The organism is Barnesiella sp. WM24, from assembly GCF_004570975.1.
GTDB lineage: Bacteria > Bacteroidota > Bacteroidia > Bacteroidales > Muribaculaceae > Muribaculum.
This window is the reverse complement of the sequence record NZ_SPPC01000007.1, coordinates 99,361-118,148: the sequence shown is the minus strand read 5'-3', so window position 1 is coordinate 118,148 and position 18,788 is coordinate 99,361. Positions and strand designations below refer to the sequence as shown.

Here is an 18,788-nt window from a genome sequence, read left to right as displayed (position 1 = left end):
ACCTTTGTGGCATGAAAGACTTTTTTAAGATTATAAAGCGCTTTGTACCTCCCTACAAGGTAAACCTTGCGCTTAACATCTTCTTCAACATACTCGCTGCAATCCTGACCCTGTTCTCCTTTGCAGTGATTATCCCCATATTGGAGATGCTTTTTGGCATAAAGGAAGCCCATTACGCATTTATGCCCGTAGGAAGCGCGTCAATAAAAGACGTAGCAATCAACAACTTTTACTATTACACCCAGGTAATGATAGCCGACTGGGGACCGTCAGGTGCGCTTGCCGCGCTCTCCGCCCTGCTCGTAGTGATGACCGGACTCAAGACCGGCACTACCTTCCTCAGCTCCTACTTCATCATCCCAATGCGCTCGGGCATAGTGCGCGACATACGCAACTACATGTATGACAAAATCCTGCAACTGCCCATCTCCTTTTTCACCGACGCCCATAAAGGCGACGTGATGGCTCGCATGACAGGCGATGTCGCGGAAATTGAAAACTCAATCATGTCATCGCTCGACATGTTTTTCAAAAACCCCATAATGATAATCGTCTGCCTCTCCATGATGATAATCATCTCGTGGCAGCTCACGATATTCGTGTTTATCCTCCTGCCGCTTGCCGGGCTTGTCATGGGGCGCATAGGCAAGAGGCTTAAACGCCAGTCGCTTGAAGCACAGAATCAATGGGGAACACTGATGTCAAACATCGAGGAGACTCTCGGCGGACTCCGCATCATCAAGGCGTTCAACGCCGAGGAAAAGGTGCGCTACCGCTTCCATCGCGAAAACCAGACTTTTTACCGCATAAGCAACCGCATCGCCCGGCGCCAGTCGCTCGCCCACCCCATGAGCGAGTTTCTCGGCACTCTGACAATCGCCATAGTGCTTTGGTTTGGCGGCACACTGATTCTCACCGGGGTGTCATCGATCAACGCGGCGTCGTTTATCTACTACATGGTGATATTCTACAGCATCATCAATCCGGCAAAAGAGCTTTCCAAGGCTATGTATGCCATCCAGAAAGGTCTTGCCTCGATGGAACGTGTCGACCGCATACTTGGCGCGGTAAACACCATCCGCGACCCGGAAAAGCCGATAAAGGTAGAGTCATTGAAGGGCGAAATCGACTACAAGGATGTAAGCTTTTCCTACAATAACAATGTCAAGGTGCTGAAGGACGTGTCGCTCCACGTGCCGGCAGGAGCGACAGTGGCGATTGTAGGTCAGAGCGGCTCGGGCAAATCCACCCTTGCCGACCTTCTTCCCAGATTTTACGACATCGCCGACGGTGAAATCGCCATTGACGGCATAAACATAAAGGACCTGAAGGTAAAAGACCTCCGCTCGTTCATGGGCAATGTCAACCAGGAAGCGATATTGTTTAACGACTCCTTCTACAACAACATAACCTTCGGAGTAAATGAAGCGACTATGGAACAGGTGGTCGAAGCAGCCAAGATAGCCAACGCCCATGATTTTATCATGGCGTCGGAAAACGGCTATGACACCAACATAGGCGACCGCGGATGCCGCCTGTCGGGCGGACAGCGGCAGAGGCTTTCCATAGCCCGTGCAATCCTGAAAAATCCGCCGATTCTTATCCTTGACGAAGCCACCTCAGCGCTCGACAGCGAAAACGAAAAAGTGGTCCAGACCGCACTCGACCGCCTCATGAAGGACCGTACCACAATCGTGATAGCCCACCGCCTCTCCACGATAAAGAACGCCGACATGATATGTGTCATGAACGAAGGACGCATCGTGGAGGCAGGCACTCATGATGAGCTTTTAGCAAAAGACGGATACTACAAACGTCTTGTCGACATGCAGAAATTTTGATGACATCATTCTCATATTATAATTACACTAATTCTTACAAATCATGTCAATTATTGAACCCGGAAAAAAACTCGCCATCTGTAGCGACCATGCCGGCTATGAGCTTAAAAGCATTGTAGAGGGCTACCTGCTCTCTCAGGGAATCGAATCAGAGGACTTTGGATGTTTCAGTGAAGAGAGTTGCGACTACGCCGATTTTGCCCACCCCTGCGCGCTTGCGGTAGAAGAAGGACGGGATTATCCCGGCATAGGCATCTGCGGCAGCGGCAACGGCATCAGCATGACCCTTAACAAGCATCAGGGCATACGCGCGGCTATCTGCTGGACCGTAGAGCTTGCACGCCTCGCACGCGCCCACAACAACGCCAACGTGCTCGTATTACCGGCGCGATTCATCGAGCCTACGCTTGCGCTTGCCATTGTAGACGCTTTCCTTAACACTCCATTTGACGGCGGACGCCACGAACGCCGCATCGAAAAGATGCCCGTGAAATAAGACCCCGTTCCCCAATTATTTGTTTTTTTAGACTATTTCTTATAAATTTGCGGTGGTCATTGATTGACCGCCGCATTTTTTGCGGCTATTGTTTAACTAATCTACTTACAATTGGATATCGACCCGTTGCCAGCCATGCCCGATTGCATGGGCTTAATACTGGCTATTGAACATCTCGTGACAGTCAACGCCCCCGACTTCGGGTGTATTGTCGCGCTTATATTTGCCGTCTTCGCTTTGGTGATTTCAGGCTTTGTATCAGGCAGTGAAATCGCCTATTTCTCCCTGACCCCGCAACAGATTGAAGAAATCGAAGACTCTCCGAAAGGTCCCGTCATCAACCGGTTCCTCTCCGCGCCTGAAAGGCTTCTCGCCACAATCCTTATTGCCAACAATCTCGTCAACGTGACGATTGTAATCCTCTGCTCCTTTGCTTTCAGCCGCATATTTGAATTTCACAGCGAGCTTCTCAGTTTTATTTTCCAGAGTGTCCTGCTGACATTCCTTATATTGCTTTTCGGAGAGATACTCCCCAAGCTCTATGCCAACACCTACACTGTCAAATGGGCAAAAATGGCGACTGGCGGCATAGGTCTCGCTATCCGGTTGTTCTCGCCCATATCCTCGATGCTTGTCAAAAGCTCGTCGCTCGTCAACCGCGTCGTCACAAAGAAAGCCGAAAACATTTCGGTCGACGACCTTTCCCAGGCTCTTGAGATAACCGATGTCAAGGCTTCGGAAGAGAAAGAGATGCTTGAGGGCATACTTGAATTTGGCGACACCACGGCATCGGAAATCATGACGCCCCGCATAGACATGACCGACATAAACATCAAGTCGACGTTTGACGAGGTAATGGAAATCGTGCTGTCAAGTGGATTTTCCCGACTGCCTGTCTACGAAGACACTGATGACAACATAAAGGGGGTGCTATACAGCCGCGACCTGCTCCCCTACATAGGCAAGACCGATGAAAGCTTTGAATGGCAGAAGCTTGTCCGCGAGCCTTACTTTGTGCCCGAATCGCGCATGATTGACGACCTGCTTGAAGACTTCCGCCGCCGCCGCATCCACATGGCGATAGTGGTCGACGAGTATGGCGGCACCCAGGGTCTTGTGACACTTGAGGATGTGCTGGAGGAAATAGTCGGCGACATTAACGACGAGTATGACGAAGAGGAAGTGACCTATAAACGCCTTCCCGATGACACCTATGTCTTTGAGGGCAAGACACTGCTCACCGACTTCTTCCGCGTAACCGGACTTAACGAAGAGGACTACTCCGACGTGACGGAAGACTGCGACACCCTTGCCGGAATGCTTCTCGCCATAAAAGGCGACTTCCCCAAGTCAAAGGAGTCGATAGTCTATGGCAAATGCCGCTTCCTGATATTGTCAATCGAACGCCACCGCATAGCAAGCGTGAGAGTGAAGGTAATGACCGAAGAGGAAGTCACTGAAAAATAAACCCCACTGAAGCAATGACAAGCCGCATCACCCTACTGATGGCGATGGCAATCATGTTGACCACGGCGGCATGCCGCAAGCCGACCGACAACCCTGTGCCGCGGCCGGAAGCCTATCCGCGCATAGAGACCTATGAGGCGGCATATGACTCGATAACCGCCGCCGGTGGATTGGTAGTCCCCGTAAACAAGGGTGCTATAAGCGAAGTGACCCGCAACAGCGGCAACAGCCAATGGATAAATCTCTCTTATCCGAGATACCGCGCCACCCTGCGCTACACGATAACCTCCGGCAGCGCCCGTGACGTAAAGGAGTCGGTCGACAACCGCCTTACAAGAATGTCGCTTAATTCAGGCGGAAACACAACTGAGATAATCGAACTCCGGACACCGGAGGGGATAGCGTCGACAATATTTGTCACGCCCGGGGCGACTGTTACACCACTGCAGATACTGTCGACCGACAGCGCCACATTCACCATGTCGGGCGTGCTGGAAATAGCATCGCCGACAGCTACCCGCGAAGAGATAATGCCTGTAGTGGCGGCGGTCAAAGAAGATTTACTGTATACGGCAAAACATATAGCAAGACAATGACCGAAAGAGTGCAGATTGCCGGGATTGACGTGTATGTGACCCGGTTCACGGATGAAGAGAGCGCAGCCGGTCAGCTCATCGGTCAGAAAAGCGCCGTAAACCGCATCCTGACCGAGATTGCCGGTGCCGACTGTAAGTTATGTCATCACGACGACGGTTCGCCCTATATCGAGGGATTTAAACGCGAGATTTCGATTTCCCACTGCAAGGGCATGGCGGCGGTCGGCGTAGGCGGTGACAGCCGCATAGGCATAGATATAGAAACACCACGCGCCACCCTTCGCAGAGTGACGCGCAAATTTCTTTCTGAGGAAGAGAGCCGGCGGTTTACTACCGACGACGACCTGTTGACTGCCTGGACCATGAAAGAAGCTTTGTACAAAGCGGTAGGCATAGCCGGCATAGACTTCGCCAATGGAGTGACACTACCAGCCCTCGGCTCCGACACAACCACAATCGCAGGCACAACCTATCGGGTCGAGTCGGTAACGACAGGCAACGCCCGCCTTACCGCCGCCTCGCCTAATCCTTGATGTCGTAAGCGAGATCCCCGGCATCGCCTAATCCTTGATGCCGTAAGCGAGATCCCCGGCATCGCCAAGGCCCGGCACTATATAGCTGTGAGAGTTGATTTCCGGGTCAACGGCACCTACCCATACAGTCGTCTTGTCGTCAGGGAAGGTAGACTTAACGTAGTCTATAGCCGCCTGCGACGCTATGACAGAGGCAACATGTATCTTTGCCGGCTCACCCTTTGTCAGCAATGCCTTGTAGCTAAGCTCCATCGAGGCGCCCGTGGCAAGCATCGGGTCAACGAGGACAAGAGTCTTGCCATCAAGCCTCGGAGAAGCGATATACTCGATGAATACATCAAAATTTTCCTTCTCCTTATACTTTCTGTAGGCGGAGACAAACGCATTCTCGCTCTTGTCGAGCACATTGAGAAAACCGAGATGAAAAGGCACTCCCGCGCGGAAAATCGTGCCAAGCACCACATCATCGGCAACCACATCACACGTCGCCGGTGCAAGCGGGGTCACTATGTCTACTTTCTTATATTCAAACGTCTTGCTTATCTCATAAGCCATAAGCTCGCCGATACGCTCCAGATTACGGCGGAAACGCAGCATGTCATGCTGTATGTCGACATTTCGCAGCTCCATCATGTACTGGCTGATGATGGAAGGATGCTCGTCAAAATTAACTATTTTCATTATAAGTCAGTGTTATCACAATATTTCATAAAATTCCATTCCGGGAGCGACATGACGCGTTCCGAAGCCAAGCTTCCCTGCCGCTTCGACATTTGCCTTCGAGTCGTCAAAAAAGACAGTCTCACCCGGCTCTATGCCAAACTTCTCGACCACGAGACGGAATATAGCCTCCTCAGGCTTGCAGCACTTTGCCTCAAAGGAAGTGACCGTGCCGTCAAAGTAATCATCCAGCTCCATGCCTTCCTGACGGAAATAGCGCGCGATGTCCTGACGCCACATTATGGAGTTGGTATTGGACAGCAGATAAATCTTATATTCCTTCCTCAGCCGACGCAGCTCCTCAAGGCGTCTTACAGGTATTCCGGTAAGAAAGCGATTGAACGCAAGGTCAATCTCCTCGTCGGTAACATCGCGGGCTATCAGAGCTCTTACCTCGTCGTGAAACTCGCGCTCTGTAATCTTTCCTTCCTCAAGCGCGGCAAAAGGGCCTTTCTGTCCGTAGTCGCCCAGATAGTCACCGATACTGTCCATCCCGAGCTCACGGAACGCCTGCTCACAATTTTCGCGGCGTATATCCATAATCACACCGCCCAGATCAAACAATAGATTCTTTACCATGACACAAACTTAATAAAAAATCCGCTAATATCAACCTGCCTCCCGGCATTTTACCACACTACCCGCCTCTTTATTCCGGGAATTATATATATTTGCAAAATGCATATGGAAAAAATATCATCTACCGCCTTGACATCGCGCCTGAATGTCGTGGACTCACTGCGCGGATTCGCATTGCTCGCTATAGTCCTGCTGCACAACATCGAGCATTACAATCTCTACTTCCTTCCGGAGAATCTGCCGGAATGGCTGAAATGGCTTGACCATATCGCATGGGACGCCACTTTCCTTACCCTGTCGGGAAATGCCTACGCTACATTCTCGCTGCTGTTCGGATTCAGTTTTTTCGTTCAATTGCGCAACGCGCGGGCACGTGGATGTGACTTCCGCATGAGATTTGCGTGGCGAATGTTTCTACTCGCAGGCTTTGCCATGCTTCATTCGTTATTCTATAATGGCGACATACTCTTACTATATGCCGCTTGCGGACTGCTGCTTATCCCGGCAAGCAGCTGGAGCAACCGCACACTTGTCATATTGTCAGCCCTGCTCATGGCGCAGCCCTACGCGTGGGGGAAAATAATTTATGCCCTTTGCAATCCTGAATATATCGACACCAACAACATGTTCATGCCCTATGCGATTGCGGCGACCAACGCCGGGATGCACGGCAACCTCGCCGACACCCTCTGGAGCAACCTTCGTGACGGAATACTTTACAGCAACATATGGCAGGTAGAGGCAGGAAGGCTGTCTCTTACCCCGGCTCTGTTCATGATCGGGATGGTTATCGGTCGGAAAAACCTCTTCATTTGCTCTCAAAGCAGCACCATGTTCTGGCGCAAAGCCCTGTTGACAGCAATCTTGGCGGCGATACCCCTGTATCTGCTTCGCGAGCTTGTTCCTCCCCACATCCACAATGTCACGGTCAAAGCATTTTATAATGTCGCGGCAGGACGCATATTCAACGTGGCGAGCATGACAATACTCGTTTCGGTATTTGTGCTTTGCTGGTTCCGCGCCGGAAAAGGCTACAGATGGCAACAATGCCTGACCCCCTACGGCAGGATGAGCCTCACCAACTACATCAGCCAGTCCATCATAGGAGTCGCCATATACTATAACTGCGGACTGGGCTTATACCGCACAACGGGAGCCACAGCCTGTCTGCTTATAGGATTCGCCATATTCGCTCTGCAGCTTACATTCAGCCGCCGCTGGCTCGCATCCCACAGGCAGGGCCCGCTCGAATGGCTTTGGAAACGCCTCACCTGGCTCTAACCCTCCCGCCATGCACAATTACGGAATATGCCGGGGCTTGTCCACACTTAACCGAGACAAAAGACAGTACAATAGACCTCTCCCTCAAAGCCACAGCAGTTCGGATAATACCTGGAAATTATTACAGGCTACAAAGTGTAGGCATATCGTTGAAAATCAAAATAAAGTATTAACTTTGGGCATGGAAACAGTTGTTCGTATTCATAAAGAATCGGAATATAATGAAATATTGCAGCAGGCTGTTGCAGTTATCGAAACCGCGAGAGGAAATGCCGCACGTGCTATTGTCAGCACGTCAAACGAAATGCACTGGCGCATCGGACAGTTACTATATGAGCGTAAATTAGACAGCTCACATGGAGCCGGTGTTGTGACGAGGCTCTCATCAGACCTCAAGGCTGCCTATCCCAAGATGGGTATGTCGGTTAGTAACTTATGGAATATGAAGCGCTTGTATGTACGCTTCCACAATTCGGATCCAAAACTCCAACAAGCTGTTGTAGTTTTGCCGTGGGGGCATATTAATCATCTCATCACTAAATTTGGAGATGACGACAATGCGATTCTTTATTACGCTAAGGAGACGGCTCATAAAGGTTGGAGCCGTGCATTGTTGGTCAATGCCATCAAGTTGGAGATGCACAAGCATCAGCCGGAAGCCAACATTTCAAATAATTTTGCAGTCGCTCTCCCGGAGATTCAGGCAGCATGCGCCAACGAAATCTTCAAGGATTCCTATTGCATGGGGTTTCTTGGCGTCACAGAGCCACTTCTTGAACTGGAGCTTGAACGGAGATTGGTGGAAAAAGTAAAGCAGTTTCTTCTAGAGCTCGGTCAGGGGTTTACATATATAGGCAATCAGCATGTTTTGTCTTATAACGGCAAGGATTACAAGGTAGACATGCTTTTCTTTCACCGCGGACTAAGGTCGCTCGTCGCTATCGATTTGAAAATCTCCGAGTTCATGCCCGAATATGTCGGCAAGATGAACCTCTATCTGTCGTTGCTGGACAGGCTGGAACGTGGAAAAGATGAAAATCCCTCAATCGGCATAATCTTATGCGCCGAGAAAGACAATGTGGAAGTAGAGCTTACGCTTGATGGTTTTACCAAGCCAATCGGTGTCGCGGAATACAAACTTATAGTCCCTCAAAAGGAGCTGAAACAGCTAATCACCGACGAGATAAAAACCTTCAACCAGGAAGTCGCCGATAAATCAGCAGAGCAATCAAAAGGATAAGACCAAGCATCGACATAACAACCAACAAAAAGCGGATGCGCCTTGTATGGCACATCCGCTATAATTTTGCGTCTAAACGTGGACGTTATCAGTCGTTATAAAACTTCAGTGTATTATTTACAACCTTGTTGTCCTCCATCATGATGTCGAAGAAGTTCTGGAGCACAGCCTGACCGCCAAACTGCTGGTTGTAGCGAGCTGCATTCTCCTGATAGTTGTAAGGACGCGACTGGCTGTCTACCTCATACACCTGGTAAACATATACCGCATTGCTGCCCTGAACAGGACCTGACACAACGCCTTTGGGGGTGACGGGTACCTGACCGAGAAGATTTGACTCCATAGCACCGATACCGGCAATGAACATCTGACCAAAAGTTACCTCGGTAGAGTCTACATTAGCCTTCATAAGACCGGCATATCCTGCAATGTCGGAAGCCTTGCCCTTATACTGCGAGATAAGGTCGGCAGCCTTCTTGTCGTTGCGCACTTTCTCAGTGAGAGCAGTCTTGATGTCATCATCGTTTACAGGCATGAAACCGGGCTTGATGATGTCATTGAGAGCGACTACAATGAGGCGGTCGTTCTGTCCGTCCTCAAGGATAGGCGACACTTCTCCGCGCTTGGCATCCATCGCCCACTTAACGGCATTACGAGTGTAAGGCACATTGCCAAGAGTAGCGCTGTTGGCGGTAATCATTGCGGGCTGGAGTGAATAGCCGGCAGTGAGAGCCTTGCTCACTGTAAGCGAGTCAGCCTTTGTGATGCCGGCGACAAAATCGCTCAGGTCGTCATTAAGCTTGGCTACAGTGGCATCGGAAGGATATACCTTATATGTTACAGTTGCGTAATCGTAGATTGCCACGGGAGCTTTCTTGCTGTTCACACGCACGATGCGAGCGTCAGTCGCAGTGCTGTCAGAGATGAAATATCCGCTTCCGGCATTGAGCAACTTCTCTTTAAGCTCATTGTCGGGGGTTGAAGCGATGGTGTTCCAGATGTCAGCCTGACCGCCTACCACACCGGGCATCTTCAGGGCTTCCTCAAAGGGAGTGCCTGAGTTCAGCGCTGCAAGGAGAGAGTCACGACCGGCTGCATCACCCTGATAAGCCACAAGGTCGACATTGATAGAGTCGACAGCGACCTTCTTGCCGAGCACCTTGGCGATAGTAAACTCGTCATTGATAAATGAGAGCATCTTAACTGAACCGGCAACACTGTCGGTCACGAAGCTCTTGAGCTGGGGATTGGTGATTGCCGAAGCAGTGGTCGAACGACGGTCAACGCCAAAGTTGCTGTCACCGTTTACGGCATCAAGGTCACTTGTAGAAGCAAGTTTTGCCACGGTTGCGTCAACAAGCTTGCGTGCTTCAGCGACATCGGCAGAAGAAGGCTCTACATTTACCGCGATATAGTTGACACGACGCATCTCCTCGTCTACCTTATAGACATTTTTCTGCTTGTTGTATTCAGCCTTTATCTCCGCGTCGGTCACGGGATACTGGTCATTGGGAAGGTCGGCAAGATTTTTCTTGACATATGCGATATGGCTTGTTGCGGCGTTGCCGTCATAGTAAGCCTTAGCGTCAAGTTCGTTTGCCACAAGTGAGCCCACAAGCATGTTCTGGAACTTCTGCTGCTTGAGCATCTGCTCCATCTGCTGCTCCTGCTTGAGCCACATCTGCTGTACCTGCTGAGCCTGATCCTCGGGAACTCCGTATTTACCGGGATTGAAAGCCAGGTCATAAAGCTGCTGAGGCGACTCAAAGCCCATGTTCTGAGCAAACTGTATCATCGCATAATGAGCATTGGGACCAAGCATAGCCTGAGTAAGTTCGTTGTCAGTCACCACGATACCGAGATCGTTGATTTCCTTGTCAAGGAGCTTTTCCTGAACCATGCCATAAAGCACTCGCTGCTGTAAAGCTGCGGGATCCATCTTTGCACCCTGTTGCTGGTACATCTGGTTAGCCTCTTCATAGCGGCGCTGGAAGTCCTGGATATCGATTTTCTCGTCGCCAACCTTGGCGATGGTAGTACCTGTGCCGAACAATGTACGGCCCGAGGTGAAGAAGTCACCGATGATAAACGCCAATAGGGCTGCACCAACGACGATCAGTAGCAGAGTTGATCTCTTGCGGATTTTTTCAAGTGTTGCCATTTATTGATTAGTGTTTTTAAATTTCGTTGATAATGACAGGATTATTCCCCCTGCGATGGCATGTCGAGGGGTAAAATCGCACAAAGATAAGCATTTTCAGCGTTATATCACAACCCAATCAATACAATTTTGATTTTTTAGTGTCACTTGGTTGCCTATGACGATGCCTGGCGGGAGGAAAAAAGATTTTACACAGGTAATGAATCGGGGAATTGTCTTTTTTTGCCGCAGTCAACATGCCTTTAAGCCAAATCGCCCCAAGTTGCCGCACTTTCACATAAATCATTGAACAGCAACTATATAGCCATTTAATGCAATCTTAAAGAAATGCGCATTTAGTTAAATTTAGTTAACAGAACACATTTTTATGGCGCAAAATTATGTTTTATAACACAAAATCCACTACCTTTGCAACGTGTTTTTCATGGTATTAGATTTAAGGTTAAGAAGATTATTCGTCGAGACGACGGGTAATTTTTTTTTGCACCTACCGCTACTCAGTGTGGAAACTGGTAAACGATCCGCGCTCCTGGGTAGGAATGTCTGCCTTTATGGCGTTGATTGCCTTAATAAGAAATGCCATGTTACGTCCGAGATTGCGCATTGTCTGCAATCCTTCAAGGTCTTTCTCTACATCTTCAGCAACAAATCCGTGAACCTCATTCCAGTAAGTGCTTGACACGACAGGCATCGCGCTTATAGTGAAATACTTGTTTATCTCGTCAAATGCAGTCGTAGACCCTGCCCTGCGCGACGACACCACAGCCGCGCCCACCTTCATTGTCTTGTTGACAGTGGACATGGTGCTATAAAACAGTCGGTCAAGAAATGACCTGAGCTGACCGCTCGCATTGGCATAATACACCGGAGAGCCAAACACCACACCGTCGACCTCGGCAAAAACAGGGGCTGTATCATTTACAATATCGTTGAACACACACTTGCCATGTTCTCGACAGTAATTGCACGCTATGCAACCTCTTATCTCCTTATTTCCCACATTCACGCGCACGGTGTCTATGCCGAGCCCGTTGAGAGTAGCCTCAACCTCGCGGAGCGCACGGTCAGTGCATCCATGCAAGTGAGGGCTTCCGTTAACTGTCAGTACTTTCATTGCTTCAATATTTACCTTGTTTGAGAAAATGTCACTACATCACTGCCTACAGCAAGACGACAAGGAGCCGACTCGACAACAGGCAGATTGCCGTCAACATGACCTATCGGGAAATCAAACGCCACAGGTATATCCAGCCCCGAAACCATGTCACGTATCATGTCATACATGCAGGAGTGGTTCCGGTCAGGACGATATTCGGTAAACTGTCCGACAATCAGTCCGCGAGCGCGCCCGAGAGTCCCGTTAAGCTTCAGCTGATAAAGCAAACGCTCGACCTTATAAATAGGTTCGGCTATATCTTCTATAAAAATCACGGGGTCAAGACAATTGAATATGTCATAAGGTGTACCTACCAATCCCCCGAGCACAGCCATGTTGCCTCCTACAAGAGTGCCTTCAGCGATACCGCGATGATTATAGGGATGCGGAGCTGCCTCATAGCAGACATCACCACCGCAGAGGATGTCAAACAGGCTCAGCGCACTCGCGTCACAACCCTTGTTGACGGCAAGATTCTTACACATGGAGCTATGGACACTCGCCACACCGAGTTTAGAGGCAAGGGCATGAAGCGCAGAGATGTCGCTGAAACCGATTATCCATTTAGGGTCGACGACAAACTCCTCGACAGGAAACCGCTCAAGCAGATGCACGGCGCCGTATCCTCCCCTGCTGCAAAGAATCGCCCTGACCGACGGGTCAAGCACGGCTTCTGCAATATCGGCAAGACGCGCGTCAGCCGACCCGCTGTAGGTCCCCGATTCTCCAAGCGCGGAAGCGGCGACATAAGGCTCCCAGCCCATCTTCCTCAGCACAGGCAAGGCACCCTCGACAAGCGCAGGATCTATGCGGCTCGCCGGCGACACGATAGCAATCCTGTCGCCCTCGCGCAAAGAGCGCGGATATATCACGTTGCACCCCTCCATCAGCTCACCTGCACCGTTATGCCCGCGTCGCGCATGCGGCAGGCAATTGATTCAAGTTCTTCACGCTCCACCTTCTGAAGGTCGCTTTCCGGAGTGGCGCGGTCAATCGAATAGAGCATCACCTCACGCGGCTTGATGCGCTTATATGCCTCGATAAGGGCATCGACCTCCCCGGGGGTAGTATTGTCGATATGCTTTCCGTCATGATTGCCACGCAGCATCATGGTCTGAATAATACACTTGTCGCCAAACGCCTCAAGCTGCGGAATCACATATTCACATGTAAACGTCTTTGACACAGGCTGGTCGATAAGCCTCATAGTAGGTGTAAGCGCAGAGTCAAGCTTCAGTATGCAATTGTCGACTTTCCGCAGTCCGTTGACCACCCCCTCGCGGTCAAGACGGGTGGAATTGCACAATACGCTCACCTTTGCTCCCGGATAATACCTGTCACGCAGCGCGAGCGTGTCATCAATCACCCCCTCGAAATCGGGATGCATCGTAGGCTCGCCATTGCCCGAAAAAGTGATTACGTCAAGCGGCTCGCCCGCCGCACTCATCTCTTTCAGCTTGGATTCAAGCTGACGCGCCACATCTTCGCGCGACGGCAATCCGCTCTTTCCCGTGCCTTGCGAGTTATATCCCGCCTCACAGTACACGCAGTCAAACGAGCACACCTTGCCGTCGACCGGCGACAGATTGACCCCGAGAGATGTGCCTAACCGACGGCTGTGAACGGGACCGAATATGGTCGAATGAAACAATATCGTCACCATTTTTATTTCATTTTTGACAATTATACAAATTTATTCCCGTCATTGTGCGGACAGGGAGCGATAAATTCCGGCTGTAAGCTCTGCCGTCTTTTCCCAGGTAAACATTTTCAACCTCTCCGAAGAGAGATTACGCAATCGCCGGCGGGTATCGGCGTCATAGACCGCCTCGCTTACAGCGCGCGCCATCATCGCAGGGTCGGCGGCATCAAACCACAACGCCGCGTCGCCGGCTATCTCGGGGAAGCAGCTTGCCCGGCTAAGAGCCACAGGCGCGCCGGCACTCCACGCCTCAAGGATAGGCAGCCCGAAGCCCTCATATTCCGACGGAAACACAAAGCACGACGTGTTGGCATATAGCCATGCGAGCTGACTGTCGGTCGCGAAACAGGCAATCGAGCGTCCGCCTATGCCAAGATACGCAAGATGAGCCCGCTCGGCCTCGGAGAAAGGCTTGCCGGCACACACGAGCTGCAACTCCGGATCAGCCTTTGACATAATGGCAAACGCCTCCGTAAGGTTCATGAAATTCTTATATTTCGTGCGGTCGCCGACAAAAAGCACAAAGCGCTCCCCCACTCCCCCTACAGGCTCATGCACTGAAGAAAGAGGCGACGCTCCGTGATAAATCACGTCCACCCTCTCGGCAGGCAATCCATATATATCCGTCAGGTCGCGACGTGTATGCTCACTGATGGCTATAATCCTGTCGGCACGGGTCACCACTTCCTTCTTTTCGCGTATCACCTTCGAGGCGTCAGAGAAGTATTGAGGATATTTCTCATGTATGAAGTCATGAACAGTTATAACATAGGGAGCCTTCAGCCGCTTCAGAAAATAAGGCGAATAGTAAGTCGGATGCACCACATCGTAGCCTCCGCGAGAGAGCGATGACGCTGACCGCAACTGATTGACAGCCTCATATATTTTTTTCCTCACACGGTAGTTTGCAAACGACAGGCTTTTTACCGCAGGGATGCTGTCGCCGAGAGTGTCGAGATATACATTTTCCGAAAACATAGGCGGCATGACATATCCTATATCATCGGGCAGATGCCTGACAAGTTCTATGAAATATCGTGACACGCCGCCGATTTTCTGCCACGAAAACACCTGATGGTCGTAAAATATCTTCATTTCTCCTTTTCCGGTTCATGGTGGACAGCGCTGCTTGCCACGATAGTTATCGGGCGGGTGTCAAGACGCGCCTCAAGATATTCCTTGAACTTCTTTGACTGCGCGGCGCCCATCACCCCGCTATAGTTTACCAACACGAGGTTAAGCGTGTCGAGGCGGTGAGTGTCTATGTCGCTCACTATACCGCGTGTCACGGCAATATCCTTGACCTGAGGGAAGAGCACCTTTATCTCAGGCGATATAATAGCCCCCATCGAGTCATTGCGCGAAATCTGCGCATTACGCAGTTTAAGAGAGTCAATTATAGCCTGCTGGCGCGATATCGTCGCCTGTGTCACCTGATACATGTCGCGCAGCATCGAGGATGTGGCTTGCTTAACGTCAAAATTGCCATTGCCCGTATCGCCCTGGACTATACGGAGCCGGGTGCCGCCGAGATGATAGTCGGGCAGCTTGTCGGTCATCGCTATCAGCAACGAGTCCTGAGGTATCATCTTACCGACAAGGGTCACGGTAAGAGTGCCTACGCCCTTATTCATGACAGGCTTGTAATTCAGCACCTGAGTGCCGTCAAATTCAAACTCCTTGTCGACAAACTTATTGCAATTTGCCACAAAGGTGCTTTCACGATACATCGTGTAAGTCATGTAAGCCGCAGGTATCATGGTCAACACGGCGATTGTATATACCAGGTCCCTTACTTTTTTAGCACGCCCGGGATTGGAGAAATCCTTGACATGATATTTCATCAGCTTCACTCCAACAGTCGTGGCACACGCAATGAACACTGAATTTATGAAGAAAAGATACAACGCGCCGAGGAAGTAGACGGGCTGAAGCGTGGCAAGACCGTAGCCGACAGTGCAGAGAGGGGGCATAAGCGCGGTAGCTATCGCAACGCCCGGAATCACATTGCCCTTGACCTTGCTGCCGATGGCAAGAATCCCCGCCGCGCCTCCGAAAAAGCCGATAAACACATCGTAGATGGTCGGCGACGTGCGCGCAAGCAACTCACTGTGAGCCTCGTTGACCGGCGACACGATAAAAAACAGACATGAAGTGGCGACACTGAACACCGTAGCCATGAAAAGATTGCGAAACGATCTCTTCATCAGGTCAAAATCATGAATGCCGACAGCAAGCCCCAATCCGATGATAGGACCCATGAGAGGCGAGATAAGCATCGCGCCTATAATCACCGCCGTGGAGTTTACATTCAGTCCGAGCGAGGCAATGAAAATCGCCACGATAAGAATCAATATGTTTATACCCTTGAACGACACCCCTTCCCTTATCACCTCTTCAGCCTCTTCCTGCGGAATAAGGAAGCCGGTGAGGTCAAAATAGCCGAAAAGGTGAGCCTTCAGCGCGGCAAAGTCTATCTTCTTCATATCTTACGCTTTATTATATCACTCAGTCTTATATGTTCATGGCGGCACACTATGCCGACATACAGGGCGAGAAGCAATGTGCGGAAGAGCAGGTTGACCCACTCCACCGGCAGGACGATAAGACACGACACTCCGTAAAGCAATCCGGCGACTACAAAGTAGAACATCAGACGCGGCACATCGTAATCTATCGGATACCTGCCACGCCCTATAAAATAACTTGTCACCATCATCACGCCATAGCAGGCGAGCGCTGCCCACGCACAGCCCATATAGCCGATGCACGGCACAAGGATTATGTTGAGGGCCAGGGTCACTGCAAGTCCGAGCAGCGAAAACCACATGCCCCATATCGTCTTGTCAGTCAGCTTATACCACAACGACAGGTTGAAGAATACCCCGAAAAAGAGTTCGGCAAGCATAAGCACGGGCACAACTTTCAGCCCGGAAAAATACTTGGGCGAGATAAAGTATTTCAATATGTCGAGATAATACATCACACCAAGAAAAATAAACAATGCGAAAATCACAAAATATTTCATCGCATCGCTGTAAGCCTTGGTCTTATCGCCTCCACGTTCACGGTTCTGAGCGAAGATAAACGGTTCATAGGCAAAGCGGAACGCCTGGATAAACATCACCATGACGATGGCTATCTTATAGTTGGCGCCATATATGCCGAGCCCGTACATAGCCTCGGCTGAATCAGCCACAAGATGGGGATAGAGTATTGTGCCTATGGTCTGGTTCATTATTCCGGCAATGCCGAGTATAAGCAGCGGATAGGAATAGCCAAGCATCTCGCGGAGCAGCCTGCCGTTGAACGACACCTTCACCGACATTATATCGGGCAATAGCAGTAGCAGCATCACCCCCGATGAGATAAGATTGGCGAGAAATATGTAGCCGATACCGAAATCGGGGCGATAAAACCACGAAACCGAACCGGGCGCTGTCGTCATGAGCCACGGGCAGAGAAGTATAAAAAACAGGTTAAGCCCGATATTGAGCCCGATATTGATGAGTTTAAGCATCGCGAAGCGCATGGGGCGCTTCTTATAGCGAAGATAGGCAAACGGGATGGAGGTATAGGCATCAATGGCGACTGCAAGCGCCATCATCCACACAAAAGACTGATGCCCTCCACAGTTCAGCGCGTCGGATATAGGCGACAGAAACAACATCACCACCGCGAAGAAAAGCGTCGATGACACCCCGAGCGACACCAGCGACGTCGAGTAGACCTCATCGGGGTCGGAATAGCTCTCATGATTGGCAAAACGGAAAAATCCGGTCTCCATGCCGTAAGTGAGAATGATAAGCGCGAGAGCGACTATGGCGTAGATATAGGTGACTACGCCATACTCGTCGGCCGGAAACTTGATAGTGTAGAGCGGCACAAGACACCAGTTGAGAAAGCGTCCTATGATACTGCTGACACCATATATCGCAGTGTCTTTAGCCAGACTTTTTATACCCGCCATTGTTAATATTCAAGCATTTATGCAAAGAGTGAGCCGGTAGTCGGGTCGCTGTTGTGCCCGAGGTGGATATAGGCAAGCTCCGTCACCTCACGTCCACGGGGCGTGCGCTTGAGAAATCCCTCCTTGATAAGAAACGGTTCATACACCTCTTCTATCGTGCCGGGATCCTCTCCGAGCGCGGTAGCAATGGTGGTAAGCCCGACCGGTCCGCCCTTGAATTTAGTTATAATAGTTGTAAGTATCTTATTGTCTATCTCGTCAAGACCATAGCGGTCTATGTTCAGCGCCTCAAGCGCGTAGCGTGCTATCTCAGGGTCAATCACTCCCGACCCCTTGACCATAGCGAAGTCTCTCACGCGACGCAACAGGGCATTGGCTATACGCGGAGTCCCTCGGCTGCGCAATGCAATCTCACGCGCCGCCTCGCCCGTACACTTCACGTCAAGCAGACGCGCCGACCGCAGCACAATGCGCTCAAGCACTTCATGGTCATAATATTCGAGATGGAAATTTATGCCGAAACGCGCCCTCAGCGGCGATGTCAGCAGGCCGCTTCGCGTAGTGGCGCCGATAAGGGTGAACGGTGACAGCGAAAGCTGCACCGACCGCGCTCCGGGGCCTTTGTCAATCATTATGTCGATGCGGAAATCCTCCATCGCCGAGTAAAGATACTCCTCCACCACGGGGCTAAGACGGTGAATCTCATCGATAAAAAGCACATCGTTTTCTTCAAGCGACGTGAGTATGCCGGCAAGGTCACCGGGCTTGTCCAGTACCGGGCCCGATGTTATCTTAATCCCTACGCCAAGCTCATTAGCGACAATCTGCGACAATGTAGTCTTGCCGAGTCCGGGAGGCCCGTGGAGCAGCACGTGGTCAAGCGACTCGCCACGCATCTTTGCCGCCGTGACAAATACTCTCAGGTTCTCTATAATCTTTTCCTGACCGCTGAATGAGTCAAATTCAGCGGGGCGCAGCGCCTTCTCGAAGTCACGGTCGCGCTCTGTGCCCTGACGCGACTCTCTTATGTCAAAATCCTCTTCCAT

The 18,788-nt window shown here is 50.8% G+C and carries 17 protein-coding genes; 7 read left to right on the top strand and 10 right to left on the bottom strand.

Features of this window, described 5'->3' with window-relative positions:
• Positions 1-11 precede the first annotated feature (11 nt).
• The 5 genes from E4T81_RS09050 to E4T81_RS09030 all read left to right on the top strand — a co-directional run bounded on the left by E4T81_RS09050 (position 12) and on the right by E4T81_RS09030 (position 4,933).
• On the top strand, positions 12-1,841 hold the full coding sequence (locus E4T81_RS09050; protein WP_135043761.1) for an ABC transporter ATP-binding protein: 1,830 nt from the start codon (positions 12-14) through the stop codon (positions 1,839-1,841).
• Positions 1,842-1,884: 43 nt separating this feature from the next.
• Entirely contained in the window at positions 1,885-2,337 is a 453-nt protein-coding gene (gene rpiB, locus E4T81_RS09045) for a ribose 5-phosphate isomerase B (RefSeq protein ID WP_135043758.1), read from the top strand.
• A gap of 147 nt (positions 2,338-2,484) precedes the next feature.
• On the top strand, positions 2,485-3,804 hold the full coding sequence (gene gldE / locus E4T81_RS09040; protein ID WP_135043755.1) for a gliding motility-associated protein GldE: 1,320 nt from the start codon (positions 2,485-2,487) through the stop codon (positions 3,802-3,804).
• A gap of 14 nt (positions 3,805-3,818) precedes the next feature.
• On the top strand, positions 3,819-4,400 hold the full coding sequence (locus E4T81_RS09035) for a hypothetical protein (RefSeq protein ID WP_135043752.1): 582 nt from the start codon (positions 3,819-3,821) through the stop codon (positions 4,398-4,400).
• Positions 4,397-4,933 carry a 4'-phosphopantetheinyl transferase superfamily protein gene (locus E4T81_RS09030; RefSeq protein WP_135043749.1) on the top strand — a complete coding sequence of 179 codons (537 nt, stop codon included), beginning with the start codon at positions 4,397-4,399 and terminating at the stop codon, positions 4,931-4,933. The genes E4T81_RS09035 and E4T81_RS09030 overlap by 4 nt, the downstream gene beginning before the upstream one ends.
• Before the next feature lie 27 nt (positions 4,934-4,960).
• Here the strand turns inward: E4T81_RS09030 and upp are convergent, their stop codons facing one another.
• Positions 4,961-5,614, bottom strand: a complete 654-nt coding sequence (gene upp, locus E4T81_RS09025; RefSeq protein WP_135043746.1) for a uracil phosphoribosyltransferase — start codon at positions 5,612-5,614, stop codon at positions 4,961-4,963.
• A gap of 15 nt (positions 5,615-5,629) precedes the next feature.
• Entirely contained in the window at positions 5,630-6,232 is a 603-nt protein-coding gene (locus E4T81_RS09020) for an HAD family phosphatase (RefSeq protein WP_135043743.1), read from the bottom strand.
• 114 nt (positions 6,233-6,346) lie between these two features.
• On the opposite strand from E4T81_RS09020, the gene E4T81_RS09015 reads away from it, so the two are divergent.
• Together E4T81_RS09015 and E4T81_RS09010 are read left to right on the top strand one after the other, a co-directional pair.
• Complete coding sequence (locus E4T81_RS09015) at positions 6,347-7,513, top strand: DUF418 domain-containing protein (protein ID WP_209308178.1); 1,167 nt, start codon at positions 6,347-6,349, stop codon at positions 7,511-7,513.
• A gap of 181 nt (positions 7,514-7,694) precedes the next feature.
• The gene (locus tag E4T81_RS09010; RefSeq protein WP_135043736.1) at positions 7,695-8,753 is read left to right on the top strand and encodes a YhcG family protein; all 1,059 of its coding nucleotides are present in this window, start codon (positions 7,695-7,697) and stop codon (positions 8,751-8,753) included.
• An 88-nt stretch (positions 8,754-8,841) separates the two neighbouring features.
• On the opposite strand, the gene E4T81_RS09005 is transcribed toward E4T81_RS09010, so the two are convergent.
• The 8 genes from E4T81_RS09005 to ruvB form a co-directional block, all read right to left on the bottom strand.
• On the bottom strand, positions 8,842-10,914 hold the full coding sequence (locus E4T81_RS09005) for a SurA N-terminal domain-containing protein (protein WP_135043733.1): 2,073 nt from the start codon (positions 10,912-10,914) through the stop codon (positions 8,842-8,844).
• 493 nt (positions 10,915-11,407) lie between these two features.
• On the bottom strand, positions 11,408-12,028 hold the full coding sequence (locus E4T81_RS09000) for a flavodoxin family protein (RefSeq protein ID WP_135043730.1): 621 nt from the start codon (positions 12,026-12,028) through the stop codon (positions 11,408-11,410).
• An 11-nt stretch (positions 12,029-12,039) separates the two neighbouring features.
• The gene (locus E4T81_RS08995; protein ID WP_245207045.1) at positions 12,040-12,957 is read right to left on the bottom strand and encodes an LD-carboxypeptidase; all 918 of its coding nucleotides are present in this window, start codon (positions 12,955-12,957) and stop codon (positions 12,040-12,042) included.
• Positions 12,957-13,733, bottom strand: a complete 777-nt coding sequence (locus tag E4T81_RS08990; RefSeq protein ID WP_135043727.1) for a radical SAM protein — start codon at positions 13,731-13,733, stop codon at positions 12,957-12,959. The genes E4T81_RS08995 and E4T81_RS08990 overlap by 1 nt, the downstream gene beginning before the upstream one ends.
• A gap of 39 nt (positions 13,734-13,772) precedes the next feature.
• Positions 13,773-14,867: a glycosyltransferase family 1 protein gene (locus E4T81_RS08985; protein ID WP_135043723.1), complete on the bottom strand. Its 1,095-nt coding sequence runs from the start codon at positions 14,865-14,867 to the stop codon at positions 13,773-13,775.
• On the bottom strand, positions 14,864-16,258 hold the full coding sequence (locus E4T81_RS08980) for a DUF389 domain-containing protein (RefSeq protein WP_135043720.1): 1,395 nt from the start codon (positions 16,256-16,258) through the stop codon (positions 14,864-14,866). Before E4T81_RS08980 ends, E4T81_RS08985 begins: the two co-directional genes overlap by 4 nt.
• Positions 16,255-17,742, bottom strand: a complete 1,488-nt coding sequence (locus E4T81_RS08975; RefSeq protein WP_135043717.1) for a lipopolysaccharide biosynthesis protein — start codon at positions 17,740-17,742, stop codon at positions 16,255-16,257. Before E4T81_RS08975 ends, E4T81_RS08980 begins: the two co-directional genes overlap by 4 nt.
• A 17-nt stretch (positions 17,743-17,759) precedes the next feature.
• Positions 17,760-18,788, bottom strand: a complete 1,029-nt coding sequence (gene ruvB, locus E4T81_RS08970; protein WP_135043714.1) for a Holliday junction branch migration DNA helicase RuvB — start codon at positions 18,786-18,788, stop codon at positions 17,760-17,762.